The organism is Rhizobium sp. 10PS4 (assembly GCF_032464805.1).
Taxonomy (GTDB): Bacteria; Pseudomonadota; Alphaproteobacteria; order Rhizobiales; family Rhizobiaceae; genus Rhizobium; species Rhizobium laguerreae.
In genome coordinates, this window is the sequence record NZ_JAWDIW010000001.1 from 170,274 (window position 1) to 195,915 (window position 25,642).

General features: G+C 60.0%; 22 protein-coding genes and 1 pseudogene. 13 read left to right on the forward strand and 10 right to left on the reverse strand.

Features of this window, described 5'->3' with window-relative positions; genetic code table 11:
* Window position 1: 1 nt before the first annotated feature.
* A complete protein-coding gene (locus RWJ89_RS00805) occupies window positions 2–1,564 on the reverse strand; it encodes a 4-hydroxyphenylacetate 3-hydroxylase N-terminal domain-containing protein (RefSeq protein ID WP_168271969.1) in 1,563 nt (520 codons plus the stop codon).
* Window positions 1,565–1,660: 96 nt separating this feature from the next.
* Between RWJ89_RS00805 and RWJ89_RS00810 the strand changes: the two genes are divergently transcribed.
* Window positions 1,661–2,536 carry a helix-turn-helix domain-containing protein gene (locus RWJ89_RS00810; protein ID WP_316030544.1) on the forward strand — a complete coding sequence of 292 codons (876 nt, stop codon included), beginning with the start codon at window positions 1,661–1,663 and terminating at the stop codon, window positions 2,534–2,536.
* A gap of 164 nt (window positions 2,537–2,700) precedes the next feature.
* Here the strand turns inward: RWJ89_RS00810 and RWJ89_RS00815 are convergent.
* Window positions 2,701–3,018: pseudogene (locus RWJ89_RS00815) on the reverse strand (methyl-accepting chemotaxis protein); the annotation flags it as partial.
* Between the two features lie 170 nt (window positions 3,019–3,188).
* Here RWJ89_RS00815 and RWJ89_RS00820 point away from each other — a divergent pair.
* On the forward strand, window positions 3,189–3,908 hold the full coding sequence (locus RWJ89_RS00820; protein WP_316030416.1) for a 4'-phosphopantetheinyl transferase family protein: 720 nt from the start codon (window positions 3,189–3,191) through the stop codon (window positions 3,906–3,908).
* Here the strand turns inward: RWJ89_RS00820 and RWJ89_RS00825 are convergent.
* Genes RWJ89_RS00825 through RWJ89_RS00835 form a run of 3 tightly spaced genes read right to left on the reverse strand, consistent with a single transcriptional unit; the run spans window position 3,881 to window position 9,459 of the window.
* Window positions 3,881–5,233, reverse strand: coding sequence for a lysine N(6)-hydroxylase/L-ornithine N(5)-oxygenase family protein (locus tag RWJ89_RS00825; RefSeq protein WP_316030417.1), 1,353 nt, complete (start codon window positions 5,231–5,233; stop codon window positions 3,881–3,883). The two genes, RWJ89_RS00820 and RWJ89_RS00825, sit on opposite strands and share 28 nt — an antisense overlap.
* Window positions 5,230–9,222, reverse strand: coding sequence for a non-ribosomal peptide synthetase (locus RWJ89_RS00830; protein WP_316030418.1), 3,993 nt, complete (start codon window positions 9,220–9,222; stop codon window positions 5,230–5,232). Before RWJ89_RS00830 ends, RWJ89_RS00825 begins: the two co-directional genes overlap by 4 nt.
* Before the next feature lie 18 nt (window positions 9,223–9,240).
* Window positions 9,241–9,459 carry an MbtH family protein gene (locus RWJ89_RS00835; protein ID WP_316030419.1) on the reverse strand — a complete coding sequence of 73 codons (219 nt, stop codon included), beginning with the start codon at window positions 9,457–9,459 and terminating at the stop codon, window positions 9,241–9,243.
* 205 nt (window positions 9,460–9,664) lie between these two features.
* Between RWJ89_RS00835 and RWJ89_RS00840 the strand changes: the two genes are divergently transcribed.
* From RWJ89_RS00840 to RWJ89_RS00850, 3 genes are read left to right on the forward strand one after another with little or no spacing between them, the layout of a single operon-like run.
* Complete coding sequence (locus RWJ89_RS00840; protein WP_316030420.1) at window positions 9,665–10,654, forward strand: GNAT family N-acetyltransferase; 990 nt, start codon at window positions 9,665–9,667, stop codon at window positions 10,652–10,654.
* Window positions 10,651–12,063 carry an MATE family efflux transporter gene (locus RWJ89_RS00845; protein WP_316030421.1) on the forward strand — a complete coding sequence of 471 codons (1,413 nt, stop codon included), beginning with the start codon at window positions 10,651–10,653 and terminating at the stop codon, window positions 12,061–12,063. Before RWJ89_RS00840 ends, RWJ89_RS00845 begins: the two co-directional genes overlap by 4 nt.
* Before the next feature lie 10 nt (window positions 12,064–12,073).
* Window positions 12,074–13,261: a PLP-dependent transferase gene (locus RWJ89_RS00850; protein ID WP_316030422.1), complete on the forward strand. Its 1,188-nt coding sequence runs from the start codon at window positions 12,074–12,076 to the stop codon at window positions 13,259–13,261.
* Here the strand turns inward: RWJ89_RS00850 and RWJ89_RS00855 are convergent.
* Window positions 13,152–13,811, reverse strand: coding sequence for a sigma-70 family RNA polymerase sigma factor (locus RWJ89_RS00855; RefSeq protein WP_026264432.1), 660 nt, complete (start codon window positions 13,809–13,811; stop codon window positions 13,152–13,154). The genes RWJ89_RS00850 and RWJ89_RS00855 overlap by 110 nt on opposite strands.
* Before the next feature lie 164 nt (window positions 13,812–13,975).
* Between RWJ89_RS00855 and RWJ89_RS00860 the strand changes: the two genes are divergently transcribed.
* On the forward strand, window positions 13,976–14,467 hold the full coding sequence (locus RWJ89_RS00860) for a GNAT family N-acetyltransferase (protein ID WP_168281334.1): 492 nt from the start codon (window positions 13,976–13,978) through the stop codon (window positions 14,465–14,467).
* 82 nt (window positions 14,468–14,549) lie between these two features.
* On the opposite strand, the gene fhuF is transcribed toward RWJ89_RS00860, so the two are convergent.
* The 4 genes from fhuF to RWJ89_RS00880 form a co-directional block, all read right to left on the reverse strand.
* Complete coding sequence (fhuF, locus tag RWJ89_RS00865; RefSeq protein WP_168281332.1) at window positions 14,550–15,332, reverse strand: siderophore-iron reductase FhuF; 783 nt, start codon at window positions 15,330–15,332, stop codon at window positions 14,550–14,552.
* 9 nt (window positions 15,333–15,341) lie between these two features.
* Window positions 15,342–17,525, reverse strand: a complete 2,184-nt coding sequence (locus tag RWJ89_RS00870) for a TonB-dependent siderophore receptor (protein ID WP_316030423.1) — start codon at window positions 17,523–17,525, stop codon at window positions 15,342–15,344.
* A gap of 290 nt (window positions 17,526–17,815) precedes the next feature.
* Window positions 17,816–18,241: a type II toxin-antitoxin system VapC family toxin gene (locus RWJ89_RS00875; protein ID WP_131663398.1), complete on the reverse strand. Its 426-nt coding sequence runs from the start codon at window positions 18,239–18,241 to the stop codon at window positions 17,816–17,818.
* On the reverse strand, window positions 18,238–18,492 hold the full coding sequence (locus RWJ89_RS00880) for a FitA-like ribbon-helix-helix domain-containing protein (protein WP_131663397.1): 255 nt from the start codon (window positions 18,490–18,492) through the stop codon (window positions 18,238–18,240). The genes RWJ89_RS00875 and RWJ89_RS00880 overlap by 4 nt, the downstream gene beginning before the upstream one ends.
* Window positions 18,493–18,599: 107 nt before the next feature.
* On the opposite strand from RWJ89_RS00880, the gene RWJ89_RS00885 reads away from it, so the two are divergent.
* The 7 genes from RWJ89_RS00885 (at window position 18,600) to RWJ89_RS00915 (ending at window position 25,635) form a co-directional block, all read left to right on the forward strand.
* Window positions 18,600–18,722 carry a hypothetical protein gene (locus RWJ89_RS00885; RefSeq protein ID WP_261337140.1) on the forward strand — a complete coding sequence of 41 codons (123 nt, stop codon included), beginning with the start codon at window positions 18,600–18,602 and terminating at the stop codon, window positions 18,720–18,722.
* A 278-nt stretch (window positions 18,723–19,000) separates the two neighbouring features.
* Window positions 19,001–20,287, forward strand: coding sequence for a GGDEF domain-containing protein (locus RWJ89_RS00890; protein WP_391581106.1), 1,287 nt, complete (start codon window positions 19,001–19,003; stop codon window positions 20,285–20,287).
* Between the two features lie 174 nt (window positions 20,288–20,461).
* Window positions 20,462–21,205, forward strand: coding sequence for a FadR/GntR family transcriptional regulator (locus RWJ89_RS00895; protein ID WP_168255521.1), 744 nt, complete (start codon window positions 20,462–20,464; stop codon window positions 21,203–21,205).
* Window positions 21,189–22,787, forward strand: coding sequence for an ABC transporter substrate-binding protein (locus RWJ89_RS00900; protein WP_316030424.1), 1,599 nt, complete (start codon window positions 21,189–21,191; stop codon window positions 22,785–22,787). The genes RWJ89_RS00895 and RWJ89_RS00900 overlap by 17 nt, the downstream gene beginning before the upstream one ends.
* Before the next feature lie 71 nt (window positions 22,788–22,858).
* A complete protein-coding gene (locus RWJ89_RS00905) occupies window positions 22,859–23,818 on the forward strand; it encodes an ABC transporter permease (protein WP_316030425.1) in 960 nt (319 codons plus the stop codon).
* Window positions 23,819–23,820: 2 nt separating this feature from the next.
* The gene (locus RWJ89_RS00910) at window positions 23,821–24,699 is read left to right on the forward strand and encodes an ABC transporter permease (RefSeq protein ID WP_072641185.1); all 879 of its coding nucleotides are present in this window, start codon (window positions 23,821–23,823) and stop codon (window positions 24,697–24,699) included.
* Between the two features lie 18 nt (window positions 24,700–24,717).
* Complete coding sequence (locus RWJ89_RS00915; protein WP_168326999.1) at window positions 24,718–25,635, forward strand: dihydrodipicolinate synthase family protein; 918 nt, start codon at window positions 24,718–24,720, stop codon at window positions 25,633–25,635.
* Window positions 25,636–25,642 lie beyond the last annotated feature (7 nt).

The following is a 25,642-nucleotide window of genomic DNA, read 5'->3' on the forward strand; positions in this document are numbered from 1 at the left end:
CTCACTCGGCCGCATCGCGCAGTGGACGGATATCGTTGAGCGGCGGCAGCCAGGTGTCGCCGGTCCAGCCGTTTTCGTCATAATCTGACATACACTGATCGACCAGCGCTTCCATCTCCTTCAAGCGGCCGCCACGTTCGGCGCCTTTGAGGACCTGCAAGCGAACCTCTTCCGGCGCCCCGGCGTAGTTCAGCTCGTAAAGAGCATGGCGCCCACCGAATTCCGTTCCCGTCGCATCCCAGAGCAGTTTCATGATCTTGATGCGCTCAATATGAGACATATCGTTGGAACCGCGGACATACTGCGCGAGATAACGATTGATCTCCGGGTTCTGGAAATCCTTTGCCGAGGACGGCAGGTAGATGAGGCCGGACGCCACAGTACGCCGGACGATGTCGATGACCTTGGGATAGGCTTCGGACATGAAGGTCCGGTAGCAGAGCGCGGCCTCCAGGTTCGGCAGCACGGCGCCGTTCGCCCAAGGAATGGGATTGTGCGCCATTGCATCGGAAAAAGCCCAGAACTGGTGGCGGATGGCGATCACTTCGCCCAGCATGGCCTGGTTGCCGCGGAAGGCATCGCCGCCTGTCGCGCGGAGCGCCTTGGCGAGGAGACCTGCGAGAAAGTCCATTTTCACGGCAAGACGCGTGCAGCCCTGGAAGCAGTAGCCGTGCATGAAGCCTGAGGCCGGATGGAAGGACAGGATCTTCGCCGCATCCCGGATCACCAGAACGTCCTCCCACGGCACGAACACATTGTCGAGCACCAGGATGGCGTCGTTCTCGTCGAAGCGCGAGGAGAGCGGATAATCGAAGGGTTGGCCTTCCGCATTGGCCGTCTGTTCGTAGGAGACGCGACAGAACATCTTGATGCCGGGCGCATTCATCGGAACGATGAACATAACGGACAGCGAAGGGTCCTCGGTTATGGTTGCCGAGCTCTGGGCGAGGAAGTTGTAGTGCGTCAGGGCCGAAGAGGTCGCGACGACCTTGGCGCCAGACACATAGATGCCGGCGTCGGTTTCCTTGGTGATGTGGACGAACACGTCCTTCACCGCATCGGCCGGCTTGTGTCTGTCGATCGGCGGGTTGACGATCGCGTGGTTCATGAACAACGCTGCTTCCTGCGCGCGCTTGTGCCATGCGAGCGCATTGTCCTTGAACGGGCCATACCAGTCGGCATTGGCGCCGAGCGTGTTCATTAATGCGGCCTTGTAATCGGCCGTGCGGCCCATCCAGCCATAGGACATGCGCGCCCAGTCGGCGATCGCTCCCTGCTGTGCGACAAGGTCTTCGGACGATTTGGCGACGCGGAAGAACTTGTGGGTGTATCCGCCGGATCCGGTATCCGTCGGTGACGTCAGGCGCGCTTTGGTCTTCTCGTCGTGAAGCGCGTCGTACATGCGGGCAATCGAGCGGGCAGAGTTGCGCATCGACGGGTGCGTGGTGACGTCGGCGATACGTTCGCCATTGATATAGACCTCGCGGCCGTCGCGCAGGCTCGCCAGATATTCGGCGCCGGTGAACGGGCGGGTCTTGTCTGCCCGGTGATCTTCAGGTCGCATCCCGTGTTCCTCCCTTGAGATTGTGACAGGAAGGTAAGACCGCGCGTGATTTCGAGCCATGGACAAAGCAGGCAATTCGCTGGTACTTTTTCCGGTATGATGGCAAAAAACGATATTCCCTCATTCTTCGTCTATGGCGAGCCGAGCCGTTCACTCGATGTTGGGTTCCTCCATGTTGAGACCGTTATGGCGCGCAGAATCGTGCATTTCGGCCATGTTGCGCCGCATAAGCATTCCTCCATGGGGCAAATCACCTATTGGTTTCGAGGCGGCGGCGTCTATCGCATCGACGACCAGACTTGGAATTTTTCGGCTCCAACGATCAGCTTCGTGCCGAGCAACGTGGTTCATGCTTTCGATGTCGGCGAGCAATCCGATGCGATCGTTGTGTCGGTATCTGACGATTTACTGGGTGCGATAGATCCACAGGTGGCACTCGATCTTGACACACCAATACTGCTCATTGGCGAGGCGCACGATCCGGGCTGGTCACGGCTCGGGGCGACGCTTGAAATGATTGCCGACGAATATCGGGGCAGCGGCGGTAAGGAGGACAAGGTTGTCGTCGGTCTTGTCTCGGTCGCCCTGTCGATGTTGGCCCGTCTTGCTGGGGCGAGAGATGTCCAGATGACATCACCAGCGGGCGCTCTCAGCATTGCGCTTCGGCGAGCCATCGACAATCATTACAAAGAGGACTGGCCGGTCAGCCGCTATGTCGATTATCTGGCGACCACACCCCATCTGCTTGACAGGGCCGCGCGCGAGGTGTTCGGCCAATCGGTCAAGGATCTGCTGCTCGATCGACGCCTACTGGAGGCCAAGCGATTGCTGAAGTTTACAATCCGCTCTGTCGAGGATGTCGGCCGGGAAATTGGATTCGAGGATCCGGCTTATTTTTCCCGGTTTTTCCGCAACCGTGCAGGAGAGGCACCTGCGGCTTGGCGCCGGCGGCAGGTCGGCGGGGAGCCATAACACCGCAGAGTGGCGCTGCATTTCCTTTGTGCCGCCGGGACGGACGGAACGGCAGGCCGCCACTCTGGAGAAAGCGGTCGCAGCATGCCGTGCCATGTCGAGCAAAGCACGATTATAAACAATCCTCCCGCGTCGCCTTCACCGATGACAGCAGTCTTCATGATGCGCTGCACGTCCGCCGTGCTTTTCTCGTCGTCCAATTGAAACTGATTGACCAGATCCCGCAGGGGGCCCGCCTCGGAGGACAATGAGGCAACGGCAGCTGTCGACTGCTCGACCATCGCTGCATTTTGCTGGGTCGCCTGGTCCATTTGATTGACGGCCGTGTTGATCTCGGCAAGTCCAGTCGACTGCTCGCGCGCCGATGTGGCAATCGCATCCATCAGTTGGTTGATCTGGACAACGTACTCACCGATCGACTTGAACGATGTTCCGGTTTCAAGAACCAGTTTCACGCCATTTTCCACATCAGCTGATGACTCGGCTGATGCAAGATCTCGCACCGGATTCAATAATTTAGTATTAATTAAACAATGTTCCCGCTTCACTCTCGAAGATCTTCTGAGTTGACCAATACTTCCGCGATCGATTAAACGCGTTACGACCCAGAGTTCTTGAAAATTCAGGAAGATAGCAGCCACGGCGAGCAAAAATGCACCAACCTGAAGACCAAGCCGCCGGCATTGAAATCGCGCTCTGGCAGTATTCTAAGAACGAAGGCGACCGAAACCGCTGGATGCAGTCGCTTTCACCGGATGAACGGGAGCGCGCCGCGACCTACTATTTTGACCGGGATCGGGCCTCCTTCGTTGCCGGCCGGTATCTCCTGCGGCGGCTGTTGAGCGTGCATACCGGGATATCGCCGAGCAAGCTCCTGTTGTCCCCGGACAACCGCGGCAAGCTGAGGCTTGAGGGGCGTGAGAGGCCGCAATTCAGCCTCGCAAATACCGATGGGCTTGTGGCGGTCGCTGTCGCTTCAGCATGTGACCACCTGGGAATAGACTGCGAGCGCGCCGATACCGAGATCGAAGCGGCGGCAGTGGATAGCTATTGCAGTGCAGACGAACGGCGCTGGCTCGCGGAATTGCCTGCGTCCGAACGCGGGCGCGCGGCGGCCGCACTCTGGACGCTCAAGGAGAGCCATCTGAAGGCACTCGGCGTCGGGCTGCGCGAGGATCCCCGCAACGTCGCCTTTTCCTGGAAGGATGGCATCCCAGTCATGGTCGATGGCGGCGATCGTGACCGGCAATGGCATCACCGTCTGGTCGAAAGCGGCAGCCAGCACGTCGTTGCGCTGGCTGTTTGCTCTCAATCCGGACTCCCCGGCATTTCGACACGCCTGTTTCAGGACGACAGCATGCCGTCCGAATAGCCGGTCCGGAGCTGATGAGGCATTGCGGAAGCGGTCTCCGTCGCCCAGGCGAGTTGCCCGTTGTCGGGTTCCGCATCGAAGTGCTGCCGGCCGAGAAGCGTATTGACGATGGTTGCGCTGCGCCAGGCCATCAGGCTGAGCTGAGAGTCGGCGATGCCATGCGAGTATCGCCCCGCATTCTGCGCAAACAGCCGGTTGGCCCTCGGACCCGTCCACTGCATCGTGTAGTCGTCATTGAGAAGCGGATAGCCGTTTCTGTCGAGCGTTATCCTGTCGCCCAGCGAGCCGAGAGCCTCCGGCAACCGGAACCGGTAGCCGGTTGCCAGAACCACCGCATCCGCATGAAGCACCTCGATCCCACCGTCGAACTGGTTCCTGACGATGAGCCGATAGGCATTGCCGTTCCGCTCCATCTGGATCACATCGCGGTTTGGCGCCAGGGATGCGTTGAGCGTGCTCGGTTCGAGATAGCGCAACGCATAGAGGCGTCGATAGATCGCGTGAATCGTCGAAATCGACAAGCCGTCGCTGGTCAGGATCGAGTTCCTCAAGGCGGCCTGCTTCTGCTCGCCGCCGAGCTTCAGATAGGCCTGCACATATTCCGGCGAGAAGACCTGGTTCGAAAACGGCGTGTCGTTGATCGGCTCGAAATTATGACGCCGGCTGATCCATGTCAGCTCCTTCATGGAACCAGGATCGGCAAGCAGGGCTTCGACGACCTCGCCGCCGCTTTGACCGCCGCCGACCACGACGATGCGGGCAGCGCCGAGATCGCTGAGACGCGATTTGGCCTCGCTGTTGTGAAAGCAATCAGCACCCAGAAACGGTTTTGCCCAGTCGGGCACGAAGGGTGAAGAACCTGTACCGATCACCAGGTTTCGCGCCTCCTCCTGCCCGTTGTCGAACCGCAGCAAGAAGCGGTCGTCGCGATGCTTGACGTCGCGGATCTCCGTGCCAAAGCGCAGGCCGTCCACGCCGTTGGCGACCCAGGCGAGATAGCGCGCGAACTCCTGCCGGGGAACGGCGTCATAATTGGCGTTCAGGAAAGCGTAGAGCCTTTTATGGGCAACCAGATAGGAGACGAATGACCAGCGGCTGGTCGGCAGGACCGGGGTGACGAGGTCTTTCAGAAAGGACGATTGCAGCTCGACGCCGGGCATCATCATACCGGGATGCCAGTCGAACGACGGGCGCCGCTCGAAGAAACGGCTCCTGATCTCGGGCACCGACTCGAACAGGCAGGCGAGGCTCAGATTGGAGGGGCCGATGCCGATGCCGGCAATATCCAGCGGCTCGGCATCCCCGCGGGCAAAAGCGACGGTCATGCGATATCCTTCTCTGTTTCCTTGAGACGCAGGGCAAGCCTTGAGTGGAAGGCGGGAGACCCGATCATGTGCAGATGGTTGGTGCCGGTGATGATTTCGGCGGCACGCGCCCGCGGCGACAGGCGGCGCCAGTCGATCAGGTTGAGGCCACGATTGAGGCTGTCGTCGGCAGCCCAGGGGTAGATCGGCACATCGTGAGGAACCAGCCGGTGCTTGCGGAAGATCAGGGCATTATCGATCAGCACCCAGAACGTATGCTCACGACTGCTGATATCCGGCCCGTCGTTTGGAAGCGGGTCCTTTTCGTCGCCGACAAAGCGCAGGAACTGATCGTAAGTATCCGCGTCCATCGTCGACAGCAGCCGGTCCCATTCGAGACGCATCGCCGTTCTTCCAAGCCATGCCTCTACGTCTCGGTGAAGCTCATCGCGCTCGCCCGGCCGGAACCTCGGCTTTGCGCCGATCGCGAATTCCGATCCGAGATCGCAGACATCGACCATCGCCATCATCCTGACGTCGACCTGCTTACCGAGGGCGCGGGCAGCCTCATAGGCCAGAAGCCCGCCCCACGACCAACCGAGGAAATAGCAGGGCGCGCCTTTGCTATGCATCCTGATATAATCGACATAGCTCTCGATGATCTCTTCGACCGGAGCGCCGACTGCCTTTTTCTCGGAAAGCGAGTGGCAAATGAAGCCGGTCGCCGGCTGGTCGGCTCCGAGATAGTCGACGAGCTTGACGTATTCACGGGTGCTGACGAGAAGGCCTGGGAAGCAATAGAGCCGCGGCTTGGCGCCCGAAGCACGCAGCACGATCACCTCGGACAGATCCCGTTGGTCCCCCTGCTCCATCACGCCGGCAAACGAGCGCACGGTCGGGTTGTTGAAAATATCGGCGACAATGAGCGGAATTTTCGGCCGGCGCTGCCGCAGCTGCGAAAGGATGCGGATCGCGCCGAGCGAATTGCCGCCGATCGCGAAGAAATTGTCCTCGACGCTGATCGCTTCCAGCTTGAGAACCTGCCGCCAGACATCCAGCACCTCCTCTTCGAGCGCGGTCGCCGGCTCGACGATTGTGCGTTTGACCGGTTGTGGCGCTGGCAGCGCAAATCGATCGAGCTTGCTGTTCGGATTGGTCGGCATTTTCTCCAGTTCGACCACGGCAGACGGCACCATGTAGGATGGCAGGCTGCGCTCGAGGCCGGCGCGGATCGTCTCGACGTCCAACCTCTCGTCTTTCTTGGGAACGACGTAGGCGACGAGCGCCTTGTCGCCGCCGGCATCGTCATCGCGCAGGATCACCAGGGCTTCGCCGACACCAGGTTGCTGGAGCAGAGCCGCTTCGATCTCGCCGAGCTCGATCCGGTAACCACGAAGCTTCACCTGGTGGTCGACACGACCGACGAATTCGACGGTCCCGTCATCACGCCAGCGCGTCAGATCGCCGGAGCGATAAAGCCGGCCGCCGTCGCTCGAGAATGGATCGGGGATGAAGCGGTCCGCCGTCGTATCCGGCTTGCCGAGATAGCCGCGTGCGATGCCTTCGCCGCCGATATAAAGCTCGCCCGTCACGCCGATCGGGCACGGATTGAGGTCGGGGTCGAGCACATAGACGCGCCTCAACCCGACAGCGCGGCCGAGCGGAGCATAGACCCCCTGGAATTTCGTGCCGGCCCTCACCTTCCAGACCATCGGCGTCATGATGGTTTCGGTCGGCCCGTAGCCGTTGATCAGCCATTCTGATTTCAGCGCCCGCGACAGAAGGTCGAAGGTCGGCTGCGCCAGCCCCTCGCCGCCGAAGGAATAAAGCCGCATCGGCGGCGCACCGTCCGTTATATCTGCCCATTCCGCCAGTTGCTGCAGATAGGTTGTGGGAATGCTGGCATTGTTGGCGCCGTGCTTGCGCATGGCCGTCAATGTCTCTTCCGGTGTCCACAGCGGCTGATCGGGAAGGATGATGCTGCCCCCCTCCATCAGCGGGTTCATCCATCGCTCGTGCCCGCCATCCGAACTGAAAGGCAGGAACGGCAGCTCTCGTGACGCCGAGCTCATGCCGTAGACGCGCGAGGTGTTCTGCAGATGGTGCGTCAGCGGGCCGTGCTCGACGGCCACGCCCTTCGGCAACCCCGTTGATCCAGAGGTGTACATGACATAGGCGAGCTGGTCCTTGTGAGTGGGAATATCAAGCGGCGTATCCGGCTCGCCGTCGAGGTCGATCTTGTCGAGTTCGAGGATAATGGTGTCGAGCTCTTCCGGCAGCCGATGGCGAAGCCAGCTATGGGTCAGAACGATCTTGACACCACCGTCGCGCAGAATGTGATGGTTGCGGACCGGCGGATGATCCGGCTCGACCGGGATATAGGCACCGCCCGCCTTCAGCGTCGCGAGGATGCCGACGATTGCCTCCGGCGATCGCTTGATGAAGATGGCAACCGTCACCTCGGCGCGAACACCTAGATGACGCAGCCGATGTGCGAGTCGGTTGGTGCTTGCCTCCAGCCAGCCGTGGCTCCACTCCTCGTCGCCGTAGACGATCGCCGTCTTCTCGGGCGTCTGGCGCGAATGGGCTGAGATCAGCTCGTGGACCGGCCTGTCATCGTTGACGACCTCGTCTTCGTAGGGCGCCGACAACTGATCGAGCTCATCACTCCCCACGAATTCGATGTCCTTGATCCGCACATTGTCACGCACAACGATCTGTTCGAGTACAAGGGTGAAATGCCGGGAGACACGGGTAATCAGGGCGCTGTCGTAGAGATCCTGCGCATAATCGATCAGCCCGCATGCGGCCCCATCCAGACGTGCCTCGATCACCAGGGAAAGCTCGCTGTCGGCACGCGCCCCCAACGGTTCCAGATTTGTTGCGTGCCTGGGGACCGGATACGGCTCGCGGAATTCGAACAGCGCCTTGACCACGGCTTCCTGGGCAGCCGCTTCGTCGACGACCAGTTCCTGGGTGATACGCTCGAGCGGAACGAGCCGGGCAAGGCCCTCCTCCGTTGCCGATGAGATCGCTGCGATGACATCGTCGAGAGAGTTTCTTGATGTCAGTGACAGGATGAGGGGAAGGACCTGTTCGGCACGGCCGCGGTTCGCAAGATGTTCCTTCTGCGGCCGCGCGACCAGCAGCCCGGTCAGCAAAGCGTAATTGCCGCTGTAGCGTGCCAGCAGCGCGCAAAAGGCGGCGTGAAGCACGCGCTCGACCTGATATCCCTTATGCTGCGCATGTCGACCGAGCTTTTCCCAGAGACCGGGCTCGATCGAAAATCGATGCTGCGCGCGCGCCACGCCTGCCAGCCCGCCGCTGTTGAAGCGGGTGGGAAAGGTCGAGGCGGCGTAGTCGAGACCGATCGTGTTCCGCCAATAGGAGAGGGATTCCTGCGCCTGCTCGGTCTGCAGCCATTCAGCCTCCCGCGTTCCGGCCAAGATTTCGGGCAGCTGCGTGTCGCCGGCGGCTGCGCCGTCGAGAATTCGCGTCAGGGAGCCGGCGAGAATAGACTTCTCGCGATCGTCCGAGATCACAGGATGAAGCACGATCGTCAAAAGCGACTGCCCATCGGCAAGCAAGATAATCTGAATACGCGCCGGCGGACTAGCAAGGAGATCGAAGCGCCCCTCGCGGAAGGCTTTCTGGGCGGCCAACGCATCCGGCTCCGCAACAGCAGCATCTTCGCCGACAATCTCGATCGGTACTGCGGTCAATGTGCCGCAGTATTGCTCGACGCGGCCGCCCGCCAGCCGGCGAAACCGTGTGGCAAGCGACGGATGCTGCGCCACGAGCGTCCGGCAGGCGCCGGCAATCGTCTTGACGTCGACCGCCGGGCTCAATCGCAGCGAAATGACCTGGTCGGGAAACACCGTGTCGTTGCCGATCTGCTCCAGCGACCAGATACGCTTCTGCGCGATTGTCAGCGGGAAGCTCTCGAAGACCGCGTCCGTTGCGACATCGGTCGGGTAGGCATCTGCGAAATTTGTGATCTGTTTGTTCATCCGTGCCATCCAGCCGTTTCAGAGACGCGCATCGCCGGCGATTGCCGAGCGCAAAGAGAGGGGGCGCGGATCCGCCCAGACGTCAGCGATATGCGCCAGGCATTGCTGGCGCGAACCGGCAAAACCCGCCGGCTCCCAGCCCAGAGGAATCCGCTTGTCCTGCGGCCAGACCGAGTAGCGACGCTCGGTGTCGACGACGGCGATCCAGAGATCGTCGTGAAGTTCAAGATTATCCATTCGCAGCTCCTGCGGTGATGATGGTCATGCGCAAGTGACGGATCCGGCGGGCTGCAGTTTAGAAAATTGATGAGAATTTTTTTCTTCGCTTACCCCTAAACCCAGCGGGAGATGGATCGTCATTCTACTAAATCGGCACAAGAGCACGCTTCATGCTCGCAGCGCCAAAAGCCCGACCGGTACTCGACCGGCCAAGGAGAACATCATGGATTTCGACGCCGTCAAACAAAGGCGCGCGCTGCAGTCGCGCAGCTACGTCAGCCTCGCCCCCAATCTCATCCACCTCAAGACCGCTTACGGCCACCATGAGGCCGCATTCGAGGTCGAGGCCGGCGTCGCGTCGGTGACCTTCTACCATGGCGATCCGGTGCGATCGGCAGAGCTTCTCATGGCGGCCGCCGAAGCCGTGACGGCAGAAGATCGCTCGATCACCTCAGTCGTCTTCGAAGGGCATCAGACAAGCCTCCCCAGACACATTGTGGATGCAAGCGGAAGGCTCGATTCGGCGATCCTGTGGCAATGGCCTTCACTGTGGCTGCCGCAGCTCTCCTATCCGCTGCCACCCGTGCAGGAGATGACTGCGGGCCGGTATCATCCGCGTCGACCCGCAAAGCCGAAGGGCGCGATCTACAGGCGTTTCATCCCCTGGCTGGAACGGGAAATCGCCTTCACGGTGGCCGATCCGGAGACCGATCTTGCAGCATTTCATCGCTGGATGAACGACGAACAGGTCAACACGATCTGGGAGGATGCGGGTTCGATCGACAAGCACCGGGAGATCCTGGAAGAAAGGATCGCAGATCCGCATGTCCTGCCGCTGATCGGCAGTTTCGCGGATATTCCCTTCGGCTATTTCGAGGTTTATTGGGCGAAAGAGAACCGGCTCGGCCCCTTTTACGACGCCGACGACTATGATCGTGGATGGCATGTCGCGATCGGCGAGCCCGGCTATCGCGGCAAGAAATGGATCAGCGCATGGCTTCCCTCGCTGATGCATTTCATCTTCCTCGACGATCCGCGCACGAAACGCATCGTCGGCGAGCCGCGCGCCAGTCATGAACAGCAGATCCGCAACCTCGATCGTTCGGGTTTTGCCAAGGTCAAGCATTTCGATTTTCCGCACAAGCGGGCGCTCCTCGTCATGCTCGGCCGCGAGCGTTTCTTCGGCGATCGTCTCTGGGTGCCAGCATCATGAACGACATGAGCGACAGCTTCCGGAGACGGCCGCGCCTCGCACCGGAGGACCTTGCAAGTCCTGAGCTTCTCAGGCTGCTGCTTCGGCTCGGGCTGCCGGCCATGTTCGGGCTGTCGATCAACGCCGCCCATCATACGATCAACATGATCTTCGTCGGGATGATCGGTGAAGACCAGATCGCGGCGATCATGATCGTCCTGCCGATCCTCATGCTCATAGCCGCCTTCGGCGAGGGGATCGGCGTCGGTGTTGCAACGGAGGTCGGACGCACACTCGGAGCCGGCAACCGATCCCGGGCCGGCGCCATTGCCTCGATCAGTCTTGCTGCCGGCGTCGTTTTCGGCGCGGCAAGTGCCATCGCAATCATCGCATTTCCAGATTTGCTGCTGTTCGGCGCCACGCCTGCCCTTCAGCCGCTCGCGCAACATTATCTGATGATCATTGCAGTCTCGGTGCCGCTGACGATGGCGCAGATCATTCTTGATTTCCTGGCGATCGCAGAGGGCAATGCCCGCTTCAGCATGTGGACGCTGGTCGTCTGCTTTGCGCTGAACATGATCCTCGACCCGGTCATGATCTTTGGCTTCGGCCTCGGCCTGCAGGGCGTTGCAATCGCAACTATCCTGTCCCAGCTCGTCGCGCTTTGCATCTACGGCGCCTACCACGCCAGGCGACTTGGAACGGTCCGGCTGACGTTTGGCTGGCGGTGGGGAGATATCGGCTATCTCAAACCTGTCCTTGCTGTGGGCGCACCGACGACGCTGACCAGTCTTGCAACCGCTGGCGCGATTGCGGCCGTGGTATCGCTCGCCGGCACCTATCACGGAGAAGCCGGCATCACCGGCGTCGGGATTGCCTTGCGGCTGCTGGCGGTCGGAACCCTCCCCGTCATCGGCATTTCACTTGGGGCCCAGTCGATCCTGAGCTTTGCCTGGGGTCGAGGCGATACGGCCCGGATGTTGTCGGCAGCCCGCATCCTCACAGCGGTCACAACTGCGGTGAGTGGTGCCTATGGATTGGCCGCGCTCGTTTTCTCCGAAGAACTTGCCTCGTTCTTCACCGACGATGCGGTGGTGATCGGGATCGCCGGACAAGCGATCATTGCAACCCATCTTCCCCTTCTGCTGTTCGGTCTGCGGCAAACGGTGCTGATCCTCTTCCAGGCCCAGGGCAGACCGAAAGTGGCGGTTGCCATCGGTCTGGCGCAGAATGGCTATCTTCTCTTTCCGCTGCTTGCTCTTCTCCCGCCGTTCTTCGGCTTTTCAGGGTTGCTGGCAGCAATATTCCTGGCCTCTGCTTTGACTGGCCTGCTGTCGGCCGTCTGCCTGGCGAGGGCGCTCAGCGCGCTCCGGCAGCGCTCGGCCGACCATCTGACCTCCATCCGTCCATATCCCAGCTTTTGTCCATGAGAGGATGACCATGAACCAGTCGATCAACCCGCACGACCTTGGCGCCCATGCGGTCGCTGACGATCTCTTTACGCCTGTCAATCCGGCGGCATTCAACGCCGTGTCTCAGCCGATCTTCCAGACATCGCTCTTCACTTATGACAGTTACGAGGCGATGGAGGATGTCTTTGCCGGACGCACGCGCAACTACATCTATTCGCGCGGCGACAATCCGACCGTTCGCGAATTCGAACTGCTGGTTGCCCGTCTCGAGGGCGCAGAGGATGGACGCGCTTTCTCCAGCGGAACGGCTGCCATTACATCGACAATTCTCAGCCTTGTTGAGGCAGGCGACCGGGTCGTTGCGGTCCGCCATCTCTACAACGATGTCTACCGCCTTCTGGTGAAGCTGCTTGCCAGGCTCGGTGTCGCGGTAGATTTCGTCGATCCCACCGACCACGACGAGGTCCGCAAGGCGCTATCGGGCGCCAAGCTGCTCTACCTTGAAAACCCCACATCCTTCGTCTTCGAGCTTCAGGACATTGCGGCGCTGTCGGCCATGGCAAAGGAGGCCGGCGTCACCACCATCATCGACAATTCCTGGGCAACGCCGCTCTTTCAGAAACCGATCCAGCATGGCGTCGATATCGTCATTCACGCCGCCTCGAAATATCTCGGCGGTCACAGCGATACGGTCGCCGGCGTCGTCGTCGGCTCGAAAGAGGCCATCGCCAGGATCAATTCAACGTCTTACCCCTATGTCGGCGCCAAATTGTCACCGTTCGAGGCCTGGCTGCTGCTGCGCGGCATGCGCACGCTGCGTGTCCGTCTCAAGGAGCATGAGCGCAGCGGGCTTTTGCTGGCCGGGCGGCTGAAGGAGCATTCTGCGATCGGACGCGTTCGTCACCCGGCATTCCAGGAGCATCCCGGAAGGGCGACGCTGACGGGTTATGCCGGGCTGTTTGCCTTTGACCTCAATCCCGATATCGATGTCGCACGTTTTGTGAACGGCCTTCGCGACATCCGTCTCGGTGTCAGCTGGGGGGGACCAGAAACGCTGGTGGTCCCCGCCAAGGTCGCGCTTCAGATCCCCGACCGGATGACCTCCTTCATCCGGTTCGGCGTGAGCGAGCAGACGGTTCGTTTCGCCGTTGGCCTGGAAGAGCCGGAACTGCTGTGGAGCGATTTGCAGCAGGCGCTGCACGCGGCGAAACGCTAGGCTCCTGTCGGTGTGCATGATCGGGGCGGAAGGCAGGTTCGGCGATCGCCAGATGGCAATGTTCCTCTGCCGCCTTGATCATGAAGTTGACGAGCGTCCTTGAGACGCCGAGTTCGGCCGCAATATCCTTCTGCGGCACGCCGTTGAGGCGATGGCGAATGAAGGCATCGTTGGTTCGCTTCGGCAGCGCCTCGAGCGAGGCAAGCACATTGCGCAGGGTCTCGGCAGCGACGAGCTGGTCGAGCACGGTGGGGACGGGAGCTGTGATCTCCTGAATCTGGTCTATCGACCTATGGTTGTTCATCTTCTGGCGTCGCCGGCGGCTCTCGTCGAGTGCGAGATTGTAGACCATCCGGAAGGCGTAGCCGATCGGGCAACGAATGTCGTCGGTCTTGACCCCATAGGCTTTAATGACTCCATCTTGAAAGATATCCTCGGAATATGACTTTGATTTGACAACGCTTTCAATCGTTTTAAGGAGCTTGTCCTTGTTTTCGATCATGGCGTTGACCACGGCATTTCCGTTCACATCACGATGCAATGCTTGCATTGTCCTGTACCCTTTTTACAAATGGAAAATCAGGCTCTGTCGTTGCTGGCCGGTTCGGTCTCTGGCTCCTTTTTTTGAGCTAAAGTACACGATTTGATTGCAGTGTCTATTTTAAGGTGATAACAGGAGTCAAGTTTAAATCGACTGATCGGAGGCGAGAAAAAATGGGAAAAACAGTTGAGATCCTGACCGGCAAGGCAGAGCTCTGCCGATCGATCATGGGGGCCTTGCCGGACTGGTTTTCAGAACTTGAGGTCATCGAAGCGAGCGCCCAGGCGATCGAAGACCTGCCGGTGTTCGGCTATGTCGAAGCGGATGTCGTGACCGCATTGATGGCCTTGAAGCCGCACCCGCCCGGCGCCATCGAGATCGCGCTGATTGCGACACGACCCGAACATCACGGTCGCGGCGCCGGACGCCATCTCATCGATGCGGCCGAACGTTTTGGCTATGAAACGGGTGCCAGGCTGCTGACGGTTAAAACGCTCGCCCCGCGCGGCCTCGACGAACCGCAATTCGAGGCGACGCGGCGCTTCTATGACCGGAACGGCTTTGTGCGGGCAGAGGTCTTTGCAAAGCTTTGGCACGAGGACCATCCATGCCTGTTCATGGTCAAGCCACTCGCCGACGTCGAGGCAGGTGAGGCTACGCTTTGAGACGACGAGACTTCTGTTTGGCGGGCAAACGCAATAACTGGTGCGCAGGGCACCCGTCTCTGCACGCGGCGGACGATAGGAGCTAGTGGCGCCCCTCCGGCAGCGGGCAGGCTTCGCCGCAGCCGCCGACGCCCGGCAGATTATAGCGCAGGCAGCAGACTTTCCGGCGGACGAATTCGAGCCCGCATTGCTGGCGCGCAATGCGGATCATGCCGAACATCGGGTTGCGCCCGCCGCCCGGCCATTGAGCTTCGTCCAGAAGCGCCAGGCCGCCTTCGACGAGGGCGGGCTCGTGGCGATGAGCGATCTCTTTCAGAATCCAGGAGAGATAGGCCGCAACATTGTTCCAGAGGAGTTTCGGAGCGACGCCGGCGTTGGCCGCAATCGCCGCGACGAGAGGTTCGGCGTGACCGCGCATCAGCCGGAGAAGCTCAGCGGCCGGGTCACTCGTCGCCTCGGGCCTGCCTGACATCACGAATGCTTCCGGCTCGCCCGTCTGCTCGTTGCAGACGAGCGAAAGCCGATCGACCTCCAACGGCAGCGCGATGCGGTTCATGAACATATGGACGCTCGGAGCAATCGTCAGCATGCTGAAATAATAGAGGGTCCACATGGAGACGATCGCGCGACGGTCGCTGCCCGGAAATTTTTGCGCATATCGGCCAATGACCTCGTCGAAGATCGCTCGGTCGCAAAGATCCCTGCAGGAAACGACGATGCCCGTCTGCGGGAGAGCGCTGAGCAGCTTGCCGCGGCAATAGGAGAACGGGCTGTCGCCCACCAGACCGTCGAGGTCGACGGCTTGGTGCGCGACGGGATGGTCAGCGATCAAGGTCGGGCGTTGGAAGACCCCGTTTGTCTCCATTGCCGTGCCTTACCAGCGGTATTTCAGGGTTCCGGTCATGTTCCTGCCCTGTCCGAGGTAGCAGAAGCCTTCGTTGCAGACAGTGTCGCGTTCGTCGGCAATGTTGCGGATGTTGAAGGCGGCCGTCAGGCCCTCATATTTCTTGTCGACCGCGCCGAAATCATAAGCGGCGGATGCATCGATGTAGAAGCTCGAGGGATTCTTCGACGTATTGGCTGTATCTGTCCAATTCTCGCTGACATAACGGACACCCGCGCCGACGGACAGCCCGTTGAACGGATTGGTTTCCTGGAACGTATAGTTGGCCCAGAGACTTGCGACATGGGAGGGCGTCACAGCCGGCGTGTTGCCCTCGTTTTCACCACCCCCGGTCACCTCGGAATGATTGTAGGTGTAGGCTGCGATGAGATCCAGGCCATCGGCCACAGCCGCGCGGGCTTCAAGCTCAATGCCCTTTCCCGTCACCTCGCCGAGCGAGTCATAGGCAAGGGTAACCGGATTAACCAGCACCGGCTTATTCTTTTCGGCGATGTGATAGGCGACCGCCGACAGCAGGATATCTGTGCCAGGCGGCTGATATTTCACGCCGAGTTCGTATTGTTCACCCTCGGTCGGCTCGAGGATCTTGCCGGATGTCGACCGGTTGGTCACCGGATCAAACGAAGTTGCGTAAGAGACGAAGGGCGCGATGCCGTTGTCGAAGAGGTAAAGCGCGCCGGTCTGCCAGGAGAAGGCATTCTTGTTGACGTCTTCCGACTCGTTCAACCCAAATGAGGGGTAGGTCGTGTCACGCGTCTGTTTCACCCAGGTCTGGCGGCCGCCGAGATTGAAGCGCCAGTTGCCGGCCTCGATCTGGTCCATGGCGTAAACACCCACCTGCCGCATGTCGGCATCGGCTACGATGAAGTTATAGGCCGGCGTGGCGCCCGACACGCCATAGGTCGGATTGGCGATATCAAAATCGAATGCCGAGTTGACGGCGCCGATGCCGTAGCCCCAGTTCGACTGGAGATTGGTGTAGTCGAGCCCGAACAACATCGTGTGGGCAAGCGGACCTGTATCGAACTGCGCCTCGAGCTGGTTGTCGACCTGGAAGACGTTCATCTCGTCCCGGATCGAACTGGCGTTGCGATGTGCGACGGTCCCGGTCCAGCTGGAAACGCCGAGGTAGCGAGCGCGAAGATCGAGATGCGAGTAACGCAGGTTCTGCCGGAACGTCAGGCCGTTGTCGAATTCATGCTCGAACTGATAGCCGATCTGCTGCTGCTTGACCTTCTGGTGGTCGTAATCGGGATCGCTCTGCCTGATGTCGAGGATTCTGCCGTCCAGGGTCGTGATCGCGCCGACATTGGAGTCGGTCTCGTCGGCTTGCGCCAGACCGTACAGCGTGAAGGTCGTGCCTTCGTCAGGCTTCCAGGTAAAGGAGGGCGCCAGAAAATAGCGGTCGTCGGCAATATCGAAATTGGTATCGCCGTGGCGGGCAAGGCCGACGATGCGATAGAGAAAATCGTCGTTGCCTTCGCTGATCGGCCCGCCGAAATCGAACATCGCCTGAGCCCGATCCTTGGTGCTGTAGGAGACACCCACCTCGCGGATCGGCTCTTCGGTCGGAAGCTTCGATATCTTGTTGACGAGACCGCCCGGCGATCCCGAACCGTAAAGCACGGATACCGGCCCCTTGATCACCTCGACGCGCTGCAGCTGATAAGGATCGGTGCGAAACATGCCATAATTGATGTAGGGCTGGCGCAAGTTGTCTCGATAATCACCGATCGTCGTAACGTTGAAACCGCGAATGTATATCTGGTCGAAGCGCGGATCGAAGCCGTTCGGTCCCGTCGTCACGCCGGCCGAATAACGCACGGCCTCGATGATACTCTGCGCGCCACGCTGCTCGATTTCCTTCTCGGTGGTCACCGAAACCGAACGCGGCGTTTCGACGAGCGGGGTGTTGATCTTGGTCGCGGCTGAACTGTTCTTGGCGGCAACGGACGTTCGGTCAGTCTTGCTATCAGAGGATGCACCTTGAATGACGATCGGCTCCAGCGTTGTCGCGCTGGCATCTGTCGATGCGCTCTGGGCTGAGGCCGGCGATGCCGTAATGCCGATCAGGACGATCGCTGTCGTGACAAATAAGCTATCTCTGTAAATTCGCGATACATTATTAGAAACATTCAAAAAAACACGCGCCATTGCTTGGTCCCTACGTCACGGATGCGGGCGGAACCTATGGAGCGAAATTGGCCTTGTCAATATAAGATGATAATTTTAGTCACCTTTTAATCGATAAAATACCGCGCTCGACTTTCTCGAACAGGTTGTACGTAAGAATCGGCCTCGCAATGTTTGTGCGGGTAAATTGCCAAGGGAGGCGGTTCTGTCGTGCGAAGCCCAGGTGCGGATCGAGACGACTGTCAATCTGCCGGTTTTGATGGGTCGAGCTGGCGATTGCGGCTCGGCAATCATCTGACGCTTTGTCGCTGCTATGTTGATGCGTGCCACGGGTTGATAACGTTAAGTCCTGCGGCTTCGAAGGGGCTAGTGTCGCGGGTGGCGACAATAAATCCGTTCGCCGCGGCAGTTGCGGCGATATAAGCATCTGCTCTACCGACTGCCCGACCTGCTACGCGTGCTCGCGCCATTAGTTCCGAATAGCTCTGTGACGCAGCCATGTCGAAGGATAGAACGCGTCCTGAAAATAGAGGCAGAACTTCCTGTTCTAGTCGATCGGAGAGGATGGTCTTTCGTCTTCCGCTAGGCATCACGGCAATGCCGAACCGTAACTCGGCGACTGTAATCGCCGAAACGAACAGCGTTTCCACCGCTTGAGCATCGATCCACGCCAGCACCTGATTATCGGGTGTGGGCTTCCATGGCTCCGAGATGACGTTGGTATCGATCAGGATCATTCGAAACTCATGGGTTCCGCAGCTGTTTTGTCTCGGACGAGCTGCAGATTATCTACGTCGTCGTTGGAAAGCCCTGCCTCGCGACCGATCGATGCTAGCAACGAGCCCAACATGACGCGCTCAGCTGGCCGTACCGCTGTTTCTAGAATGTCACGGATTTCTGCTTCTGTGCTGCGGCCGTGATGAGCTGCCCTCACTCTCAAGGCACGATGTGTCTCCTCAGACAAATTGCGTATTGTAACTGCTGCCATGATTGCACTCTTTAACACTGATGGTAATGCTATCAATATATGGAATTCGATATCACCTGGCAACTCCTCGAGTTGGTTTAGGAGTGACTGGCTTGAGGGGTGGCTGGGTGATAACGCCACACAATGCCTTCTATTCCGATCATGCAGCCATCGAGATGCGCCACAACGCAGCGCAGACGGTCAAGATCCTGCTCGACGAGGGCCGGCTGCGAAATCAGGTCACGGCGTGAGCGGCCGTCATTCGGAAACCAGACGTCAAGTCGAACGCTTACTATCCCGCTCTGACGGAGGGCAAATCACGTGTCGGTCTACCGACTGAAAGGTGATCGCCGTGAAAAGAATTGAATCGTGAGTTCGGCCTGGCACGAATGAGACTTTGACCCAATATGATACGGTAACGACATACTGTTGTCCCGTGGTACAAAATCATTAGGGCAAGCATATCGTCTTTTGGGGCGGAATTCGCGGCTCGTCTTGCCTCCAGTCGTCTGCTCCCTAGATCCGACACATGGATACCGAGCGAACCACAGCTCCTATCAAACCGGTAAGGGCGTCTTCGCGGAAACCTCTTCAGAGGTTGAGCCCGGCCATTGTAGAGCAAGTCGAGCGCCTGCTCGGTGGACGCACGCGTGATATCCGCCTCAATGGGGAACTGGCCCAGCTTTTTGGCGAACGCTCCTGGCCGCGGACTGCCAAGATCATCCGCGCGTGGATGGTTTGGGTTATCGTGCTCGACGTCCTGACGTTGGGCCTCAACGCGATCTTGCTTCCGACCGAAACCGTCATGTCGATGCTTTGGCCAGCGTCTATCCTTCCCCCCGCGGCTCTTGTCGCCGCGATAGCCTTCCTGCGGCCGCATGCTTTGTGGGTGCAGGGAGTTTTCCTCCTCTCGGCCGTTTTTCTCATCCTCCTGTCAGTCGCCTTGGTGGGTGTTAATACCGGTGGTGAGTTTTACGAGCGGCATTTGACCATCATGCTTTTTGTGGCCGTCACCGCTATTATCATATTTCCGATTCCACTCGGTTGGGCGATGGCGATCGGCGCTGCTGCCCTCGGTCTCTATCTTGTGTTTCAGCTGCGCAATCCAGACATTGAAGCGGGAAGTGCTCTGGCCGGGACGCTGTTTTTCGCAAGCGGTGTGGCTGCAACCGTCGTTGCCCGCCGCACCGCCACCATCTTCGCTCAGAAGACTTTCTTGCTCGAGTTACGAGATCGAAGTCGCCTCGCGGAGCTTACAGACGCCAACTCGCAGCTGGAATTGCTGGCGCGGACCGACCCGTTGACGGGTGTCGCCAACCGGCGTTCGATGATGGAAACGCTAAATCATTTCTGGAACGAAGACCTCAAAAGAACGAACGGCGCGGCGATGCTGATGTGCGATGTCGACGACTTCAAGCATCTCAACGATAATCTCGGACATGCCGAAGGCGACCGCTGCCTGGTGAAAGTTGCCGGCATCATTCAGAGCAGCATGAGAGACGAGCGGGACCAGGTCGCCCGGTACGGAGGCGAAGAATTTCTCGTCTTTCTCCCAGGCTCCGATCAACAGGAGGCCGAGTTGATCGCTGAGAGAATTCGCAGCCGAGTAGAAGCTGCGTCTCTTCCAAATCCTACTTCCCGCGTCGGTCCCTGGGTCACTGTCAGCATCGGACTAGCGATATCGATGCAAAACGGTGAACCCGTGTCAGCAGAGCACATGCAGCGACAAGCGGATGCGGCCCTCTACCTTGCCAAAAAGACCGGCCGCAACCGCGTGGTGGTCCACTCTCCAGAGGTCGATCAAAGCCTCCAATGAAGTAATTCCGGCAAAAGTGCGCCGTTCCTGTGGTCCTTCCGGTGCCCAAAAACACCCGCCTCAAACGGCTGCCAGCTGGGTTCGGCGGCACTTCTCCAAGACTGACCAGTTGACAGATATCCTACAAGTCGATATGTACTTCGACCTTATCGGCGATGCGGGAAAGTGACCGGCATGACATTGAAATCGATGAAGCCGCTAACGCGCGCGCCGCTGTTGCATGTCTCCGTGCAGGAAAGTCTGCGCGCCTATATCGACGACAATGGCCTTGCGCCCGGCACCCTGCTTCCGGCGGAAGGAGAGCTCGCCACCCAGCTCGGCGTCAGCCGCAATTCGCTGAGGGAAGGCATAAAGGCGTTGGAATCGCTCGGCGTGCTGGAGACGCGGCGCGGCGTCGGCATCTTCGTGAAGGCCTTTTCCTTCGAGCCGCTTCTCGACAACCTCGCTTATGGCCTCGGCGGCGCCCTGCGGCAGATCGAGGAGGTCCTCGAAATCCGGCGTACGCTGGAAGTGGGATTGATCGGCAAGACGATCGACGTGATCGGCGAGGAGGACATCGCCGAGCTGCGCGCCACCGTCAATCGGATGCGCGCCCATGCTGAGCGGGGCGAAACCTTTGCGCAAGACGACCAGCTGTTCCACCGGCTGCTGTTTCGCTGCCAGGACAATGAAACGCTGGTGCGGCTGATCGATGTCTTCTGGCTCGCCTTCTATAAGGCGTCGGATTTCGTCAACCTTGAAAATGCCGATCCGATGGCGACGTGGCGCGACCATGCCGCGATCGTCGATGCGATCGAGGCAAAAGATCTGGAGGAGGCGCGCAGACGCCTGGATCGTCACTACGAAGGCATTGCCCGGGTGATTGCCAACAACAAGACAAGTTCAAACGTGGGAGGAACACATGAAAAGACTGTCTAGATTATCCGTCATTGCGCTTGGCGCCCTGCTGTCGACGGCTGCCGTTCCGGCTCTTGTCGTTTCGGGCGTTGCAGCTGAGGCTCAGGCAGCCACGCTGTCGGGCGGTTTCGATGTCGGCCCCGGAGGCTTCCAGGGCAACTTCAATCCGCTCGCCGCGACCGCCGGCTTCACCTGGCTCAGCGTCTACTACGAACCGCTGATCACCTATGACGAGAAGCTGCAGAAGGTCGTCGGCGCGCTGGCAAGCTCCTACGAGGTCAGCTCCGACCAGATGACCTACACGTTCAAGCTGGCGGACGCCAAATGGCATGACGGCAAACCGTTCACCGCCAAGGACGCGAAGTTCACCATGGGCCTTGCGATGGAAGCGAAAACCGGCTCGGTGCTCGCTGCCCGGCTGAAGGGCATATCGTCGGTCGAGACACCGGACGATCACACTGTTGTCATCAAGCTCAGCGCCCCCAGCAGCAGTTTTCCCGACACGATGACCAAGGTGATGATGCTGCCCGAGCATGCCCTCTCCTCGATTCCGGCCGACCAGCTGGCGAAGAACGCGTGGTGGTCCACGGTCCCGATCGGCACCGGTCCGTTCAAATTCACCAAATACGTCTCGGATCAATATGTCGAACTTGCCGCAAATACCGATTACCGCGGTGGCAAACCCGCACTGGAACGCGTCATCAATCGCTATTTCGCCAACCCGGCCGCAGCGATCGCGGCGCTGAGATCCGGCGAAATCCAGTTCACCTATGTCGATTCCAACGACGTGCCGACCTTCAAGGACAACAAGGACTTTAAGGTCATCGAAGGCAACTCTTTCGTCGTCAACTATCTCGGCTTCAACCACGATTCCCCGCTCTGGAAGGACGTGCGCGTCCGCCAGGCGGTGATGTACGCGATCAATCGCGATGCCATCATCCAGAGCCTCTATGGCGGCGCGGCCAAGCCTGCCAATTGCGCCTATGTCGCCGAACAGCTGATACCTCAGGGCATCGACACCTATACCTACGATCCCGAGAAGGCCAAGCAATTGCTGACGGAAGCCGGTTGGGACCAGATCAACGGCAGCAAACCGATCACGCTTCTGACCTATTACACTACGCCGCTGGCGACCAACGTGCTTGCCGCAGTCCAGGCAATGCTTGCCCAGGTCGGCATCAACATCGTCCCGCGCGCCGTCGATGCGCCGACCTATAACAGCATCGTGCTCAATGCGACGCCGGATATTGCCCAGTTCCAGTTGGTTTATGCAGGGCTGCAGAACGGGCCGGATGCCGGAAGCATCAATGTCGGCCTCAACGAGAAGCAGATCCCTCCGGCCGGACCGAATGTCGCCAGGGTTCGCATGCCTGACCTCACCAAGGCGCTCGATAGTGCCTTGGCCGAGCCTGATAGCACCAAGCGGGATGCCGCCTACCAGGACGTCTGCAAGGCGATGAACACGAACCTGCCCTGGGCGACGCTCTGGGTGGCAAACCGCTACGGCATCGTCTCGACCAAGGTGAAGGATTTCGTCTGGACGCCGGCGCCGGGCGGCGGCCCCTACCAGGCCAATCCGCAGAAATGGTCGATTGCCGAATAGGCGTTTGCCGGGAAAGCCTCGAGGGTGGCCTCGGCCACCCTCACAAGACGGCCCGATAAGACGGATTGCCGATGCTCCAATACAGTCTCAGACGTCTGATCATAGGAATAGGCATGCTCGTTGCCCTGAGCATGCTGATCTTCCTGCTGCTGCGCCTGACACCCGGCGATCCGATCGATGCCTATATCGATCCGAATCTGCCGATGTCGCCGTCAGATCTTGCCGATCTGCGCCGAAGCCTCGGGCTCGATCAGCCCTTGCCCGTGCAGTATCTGGGCTGGTTGCAGCAGGCGCTGACCGGCAATCTCGGCTATTCGATCAAGCGTCTCGATCAGCCGGTTCTGGGTTTAGTGCTGTCACGGATCGGCCCGACAGTGCTCTTGATGGGCACCGCACTTGCCTTCGCCATCGTCGCCGGCATTACCTTCGGGGTGATCGGCGCCGTCCGCCGCAATTCGCTTGCCGATCTCTCCTTGTCGGTGATTGCGCTTGCCGGCATTTCCAGCCCGGCATTCCTCAGCGCGCTGATCGGCCTTTATATTTTCTCCGTCCGCCTGCACTGGATGCCATCAGGCGGCATGCTGACGCCGGGCGAGGAATTCTCGCTCGGTGATCTCCTCCATCATCTGATCCTGCCGGCGGCACTTCTGTCTGTCGCGCAGGCCGCATTGATCATGCGTTACATGCGCGCCTCGCTGCTCGAAGTTCTGAACCAGGACTACGTGCGCACGGCCCGCGCCAAGGGCGTTCGCGAGTTCTGGGTCATCAGCAAGCATGCCTTGCGCAATGCGCTTCTGCCGATCGTGACGCTGATCGGCTCCACCATCGGGCTTGCAATCGGCGGCGCCATCTTCATCGAGAGCGTCTTCAACTGGCCGGGCATGGGTCTGTTGCTCGTCGATGCCGTGCAGACTCGCGACTACCCCGTCATCATGGGGGCGACGCTCGTCATCGGCGCCTGCGTTATCGTCGTCAACCTTCTGACCGATATCACCTATGCGGTCGTCGACCCGCGCATCAAGGTGAGTTGATCATGCTGGCACGCTCTTCCGAACGCCGGAGCCCCGGACCACTTGCCCGCGCCTTCAGTCGGTTTCTGCTCAATCGCGCAGCCGTTGCCGGCGTCTGCATTGCCGTTCCAATGCTGCTGTTGATCCTCTCCTATCCGCTATGGTGGGCTTTCCGGCCGAACGACATCGATCTTCTGGCGATGAATAGCGGCCCGACGGCAACGCACTGGTTCGGAGCCGACGGCGTCGGCCGAGACGTCTTCGCGCGCGTGCTCGAAGGCGGCCGGATTTCGCTGCTGGTCGCCGTTGCATCGACCGCGCTTTCGGCAGTCATCGGTTTTCTCTTCGGGGCAATTTCGGCGCTTGCAGGCCGCTGGACGGACGCCGTCTCGATGCGCTTCGTCGATCTGGTGATGACCCTGCCGCCCGTCATCTTCCTGCTTGTGCTCGCCTCGATTGCCGGCACCGGCATCTGGCCGACGGTGCTGGTCATCTCGCTGCTCTCCTGGCCGCTGCTTGCGCGCATGATCCGCTCGCGGCTACTGGAATTGCGTGAACGCGACTTCGTCATGGCTGCCCGCGGCATGGGCGCCGGCATCGGACATCTGCTCTTTCGCCACGGCCTGCCGAACTCGATCGATATCCTCGTGGTCTATGCAACGCTGCAGATCGCCAATGCCATCCTGCTCGAGGCGGGCCTGTCCTTTCTCGGTCTCGGTATCGCCCCGCCGGCAGCAAGCTGGGGCAACATGCTGAACGCGGCCCGCTCGACCGCCGTGCTCGAACAATATCCGTGGCAATGGCTCTTCCCCGGCGCCGCGCTGATCCTTGCCGTCCTGGCGATCAACTTCATTGGCGATGGCCTCAGAGATGCCTTCGACCCGCGTGCCGAACTGAACTGACAATCGAAAGAAGCGAAAATGACCAAATTCAAGGGTGTCGTCCCCCCCGTCGTAACACCGCTCAATCCGGATCTTACCATCGACTACCCATCCTATACACGCGTGCTCGAGCATCTGATCGACGCTGGCTGCCATGGCGTATTCGTGCTCGGCTCGACGAGCGAGGTGATCTTCCATGACGAGAAGACCCGGCGGGAAATCATCGAGCATTCGGCCAAGGTGGTGAATGGCCGGGTGCCGCTGATCGTCGGCGTCATCGATCCGACCACGGATCGCGTCATCGCCCATGCGAAGGTCGCAAAGGCTGCCGGCGCCGATGCAGTCGTGGTGACGGCGCCATTCTATACGGTCACCAGCCAGTCCGAGATCCTCGACCACTTCCGTTATATCCGCGACGCGGTGGACATTCCGCTGATCGCCTACGACATTCCCGTCTGCGTTCACGTCAAGCTGCAGCGCCAGACCGTGGTCACGCTCGCGAGGGAAGGCGCGATTATCGGCCTCAAGGATTCCAGCGGCGACGACGGCAACTTCCGCTATGCGCTCCTCGATCTTGCCGAACACAAGAACGTCTTCCTGATGACCGGCTCCGAGATCGTCGTCGACACCGCCCTGCTGATGGGCGCCCATGGTGTTGTCCCTGGTATCGCCAATGTCGATCCGCACGGCTATGTCCGCCTTTGGGATGCCGCCCAGCGTGGCGACTGGGTCGCCGCCAAGAAGGAACAGGAGCGGCTTTGCCGCCTGTTCGAAATCGTTTGGGTCGCGCAGGGCCGTGTCAGTGGCGGCGCAGCCGGCATCGGCGCCTTCAAGACCGCCATGCGCAGCCTCGGCATCATCGATTCCGCCGTCATGCCGCGGCCGCGTGCCTCCCTCAACGAAGCCGAAACCGCGCGGATCGACGAGATCCTGCGTGCAACCGGTCTGCTGAACTGAGCCAGTT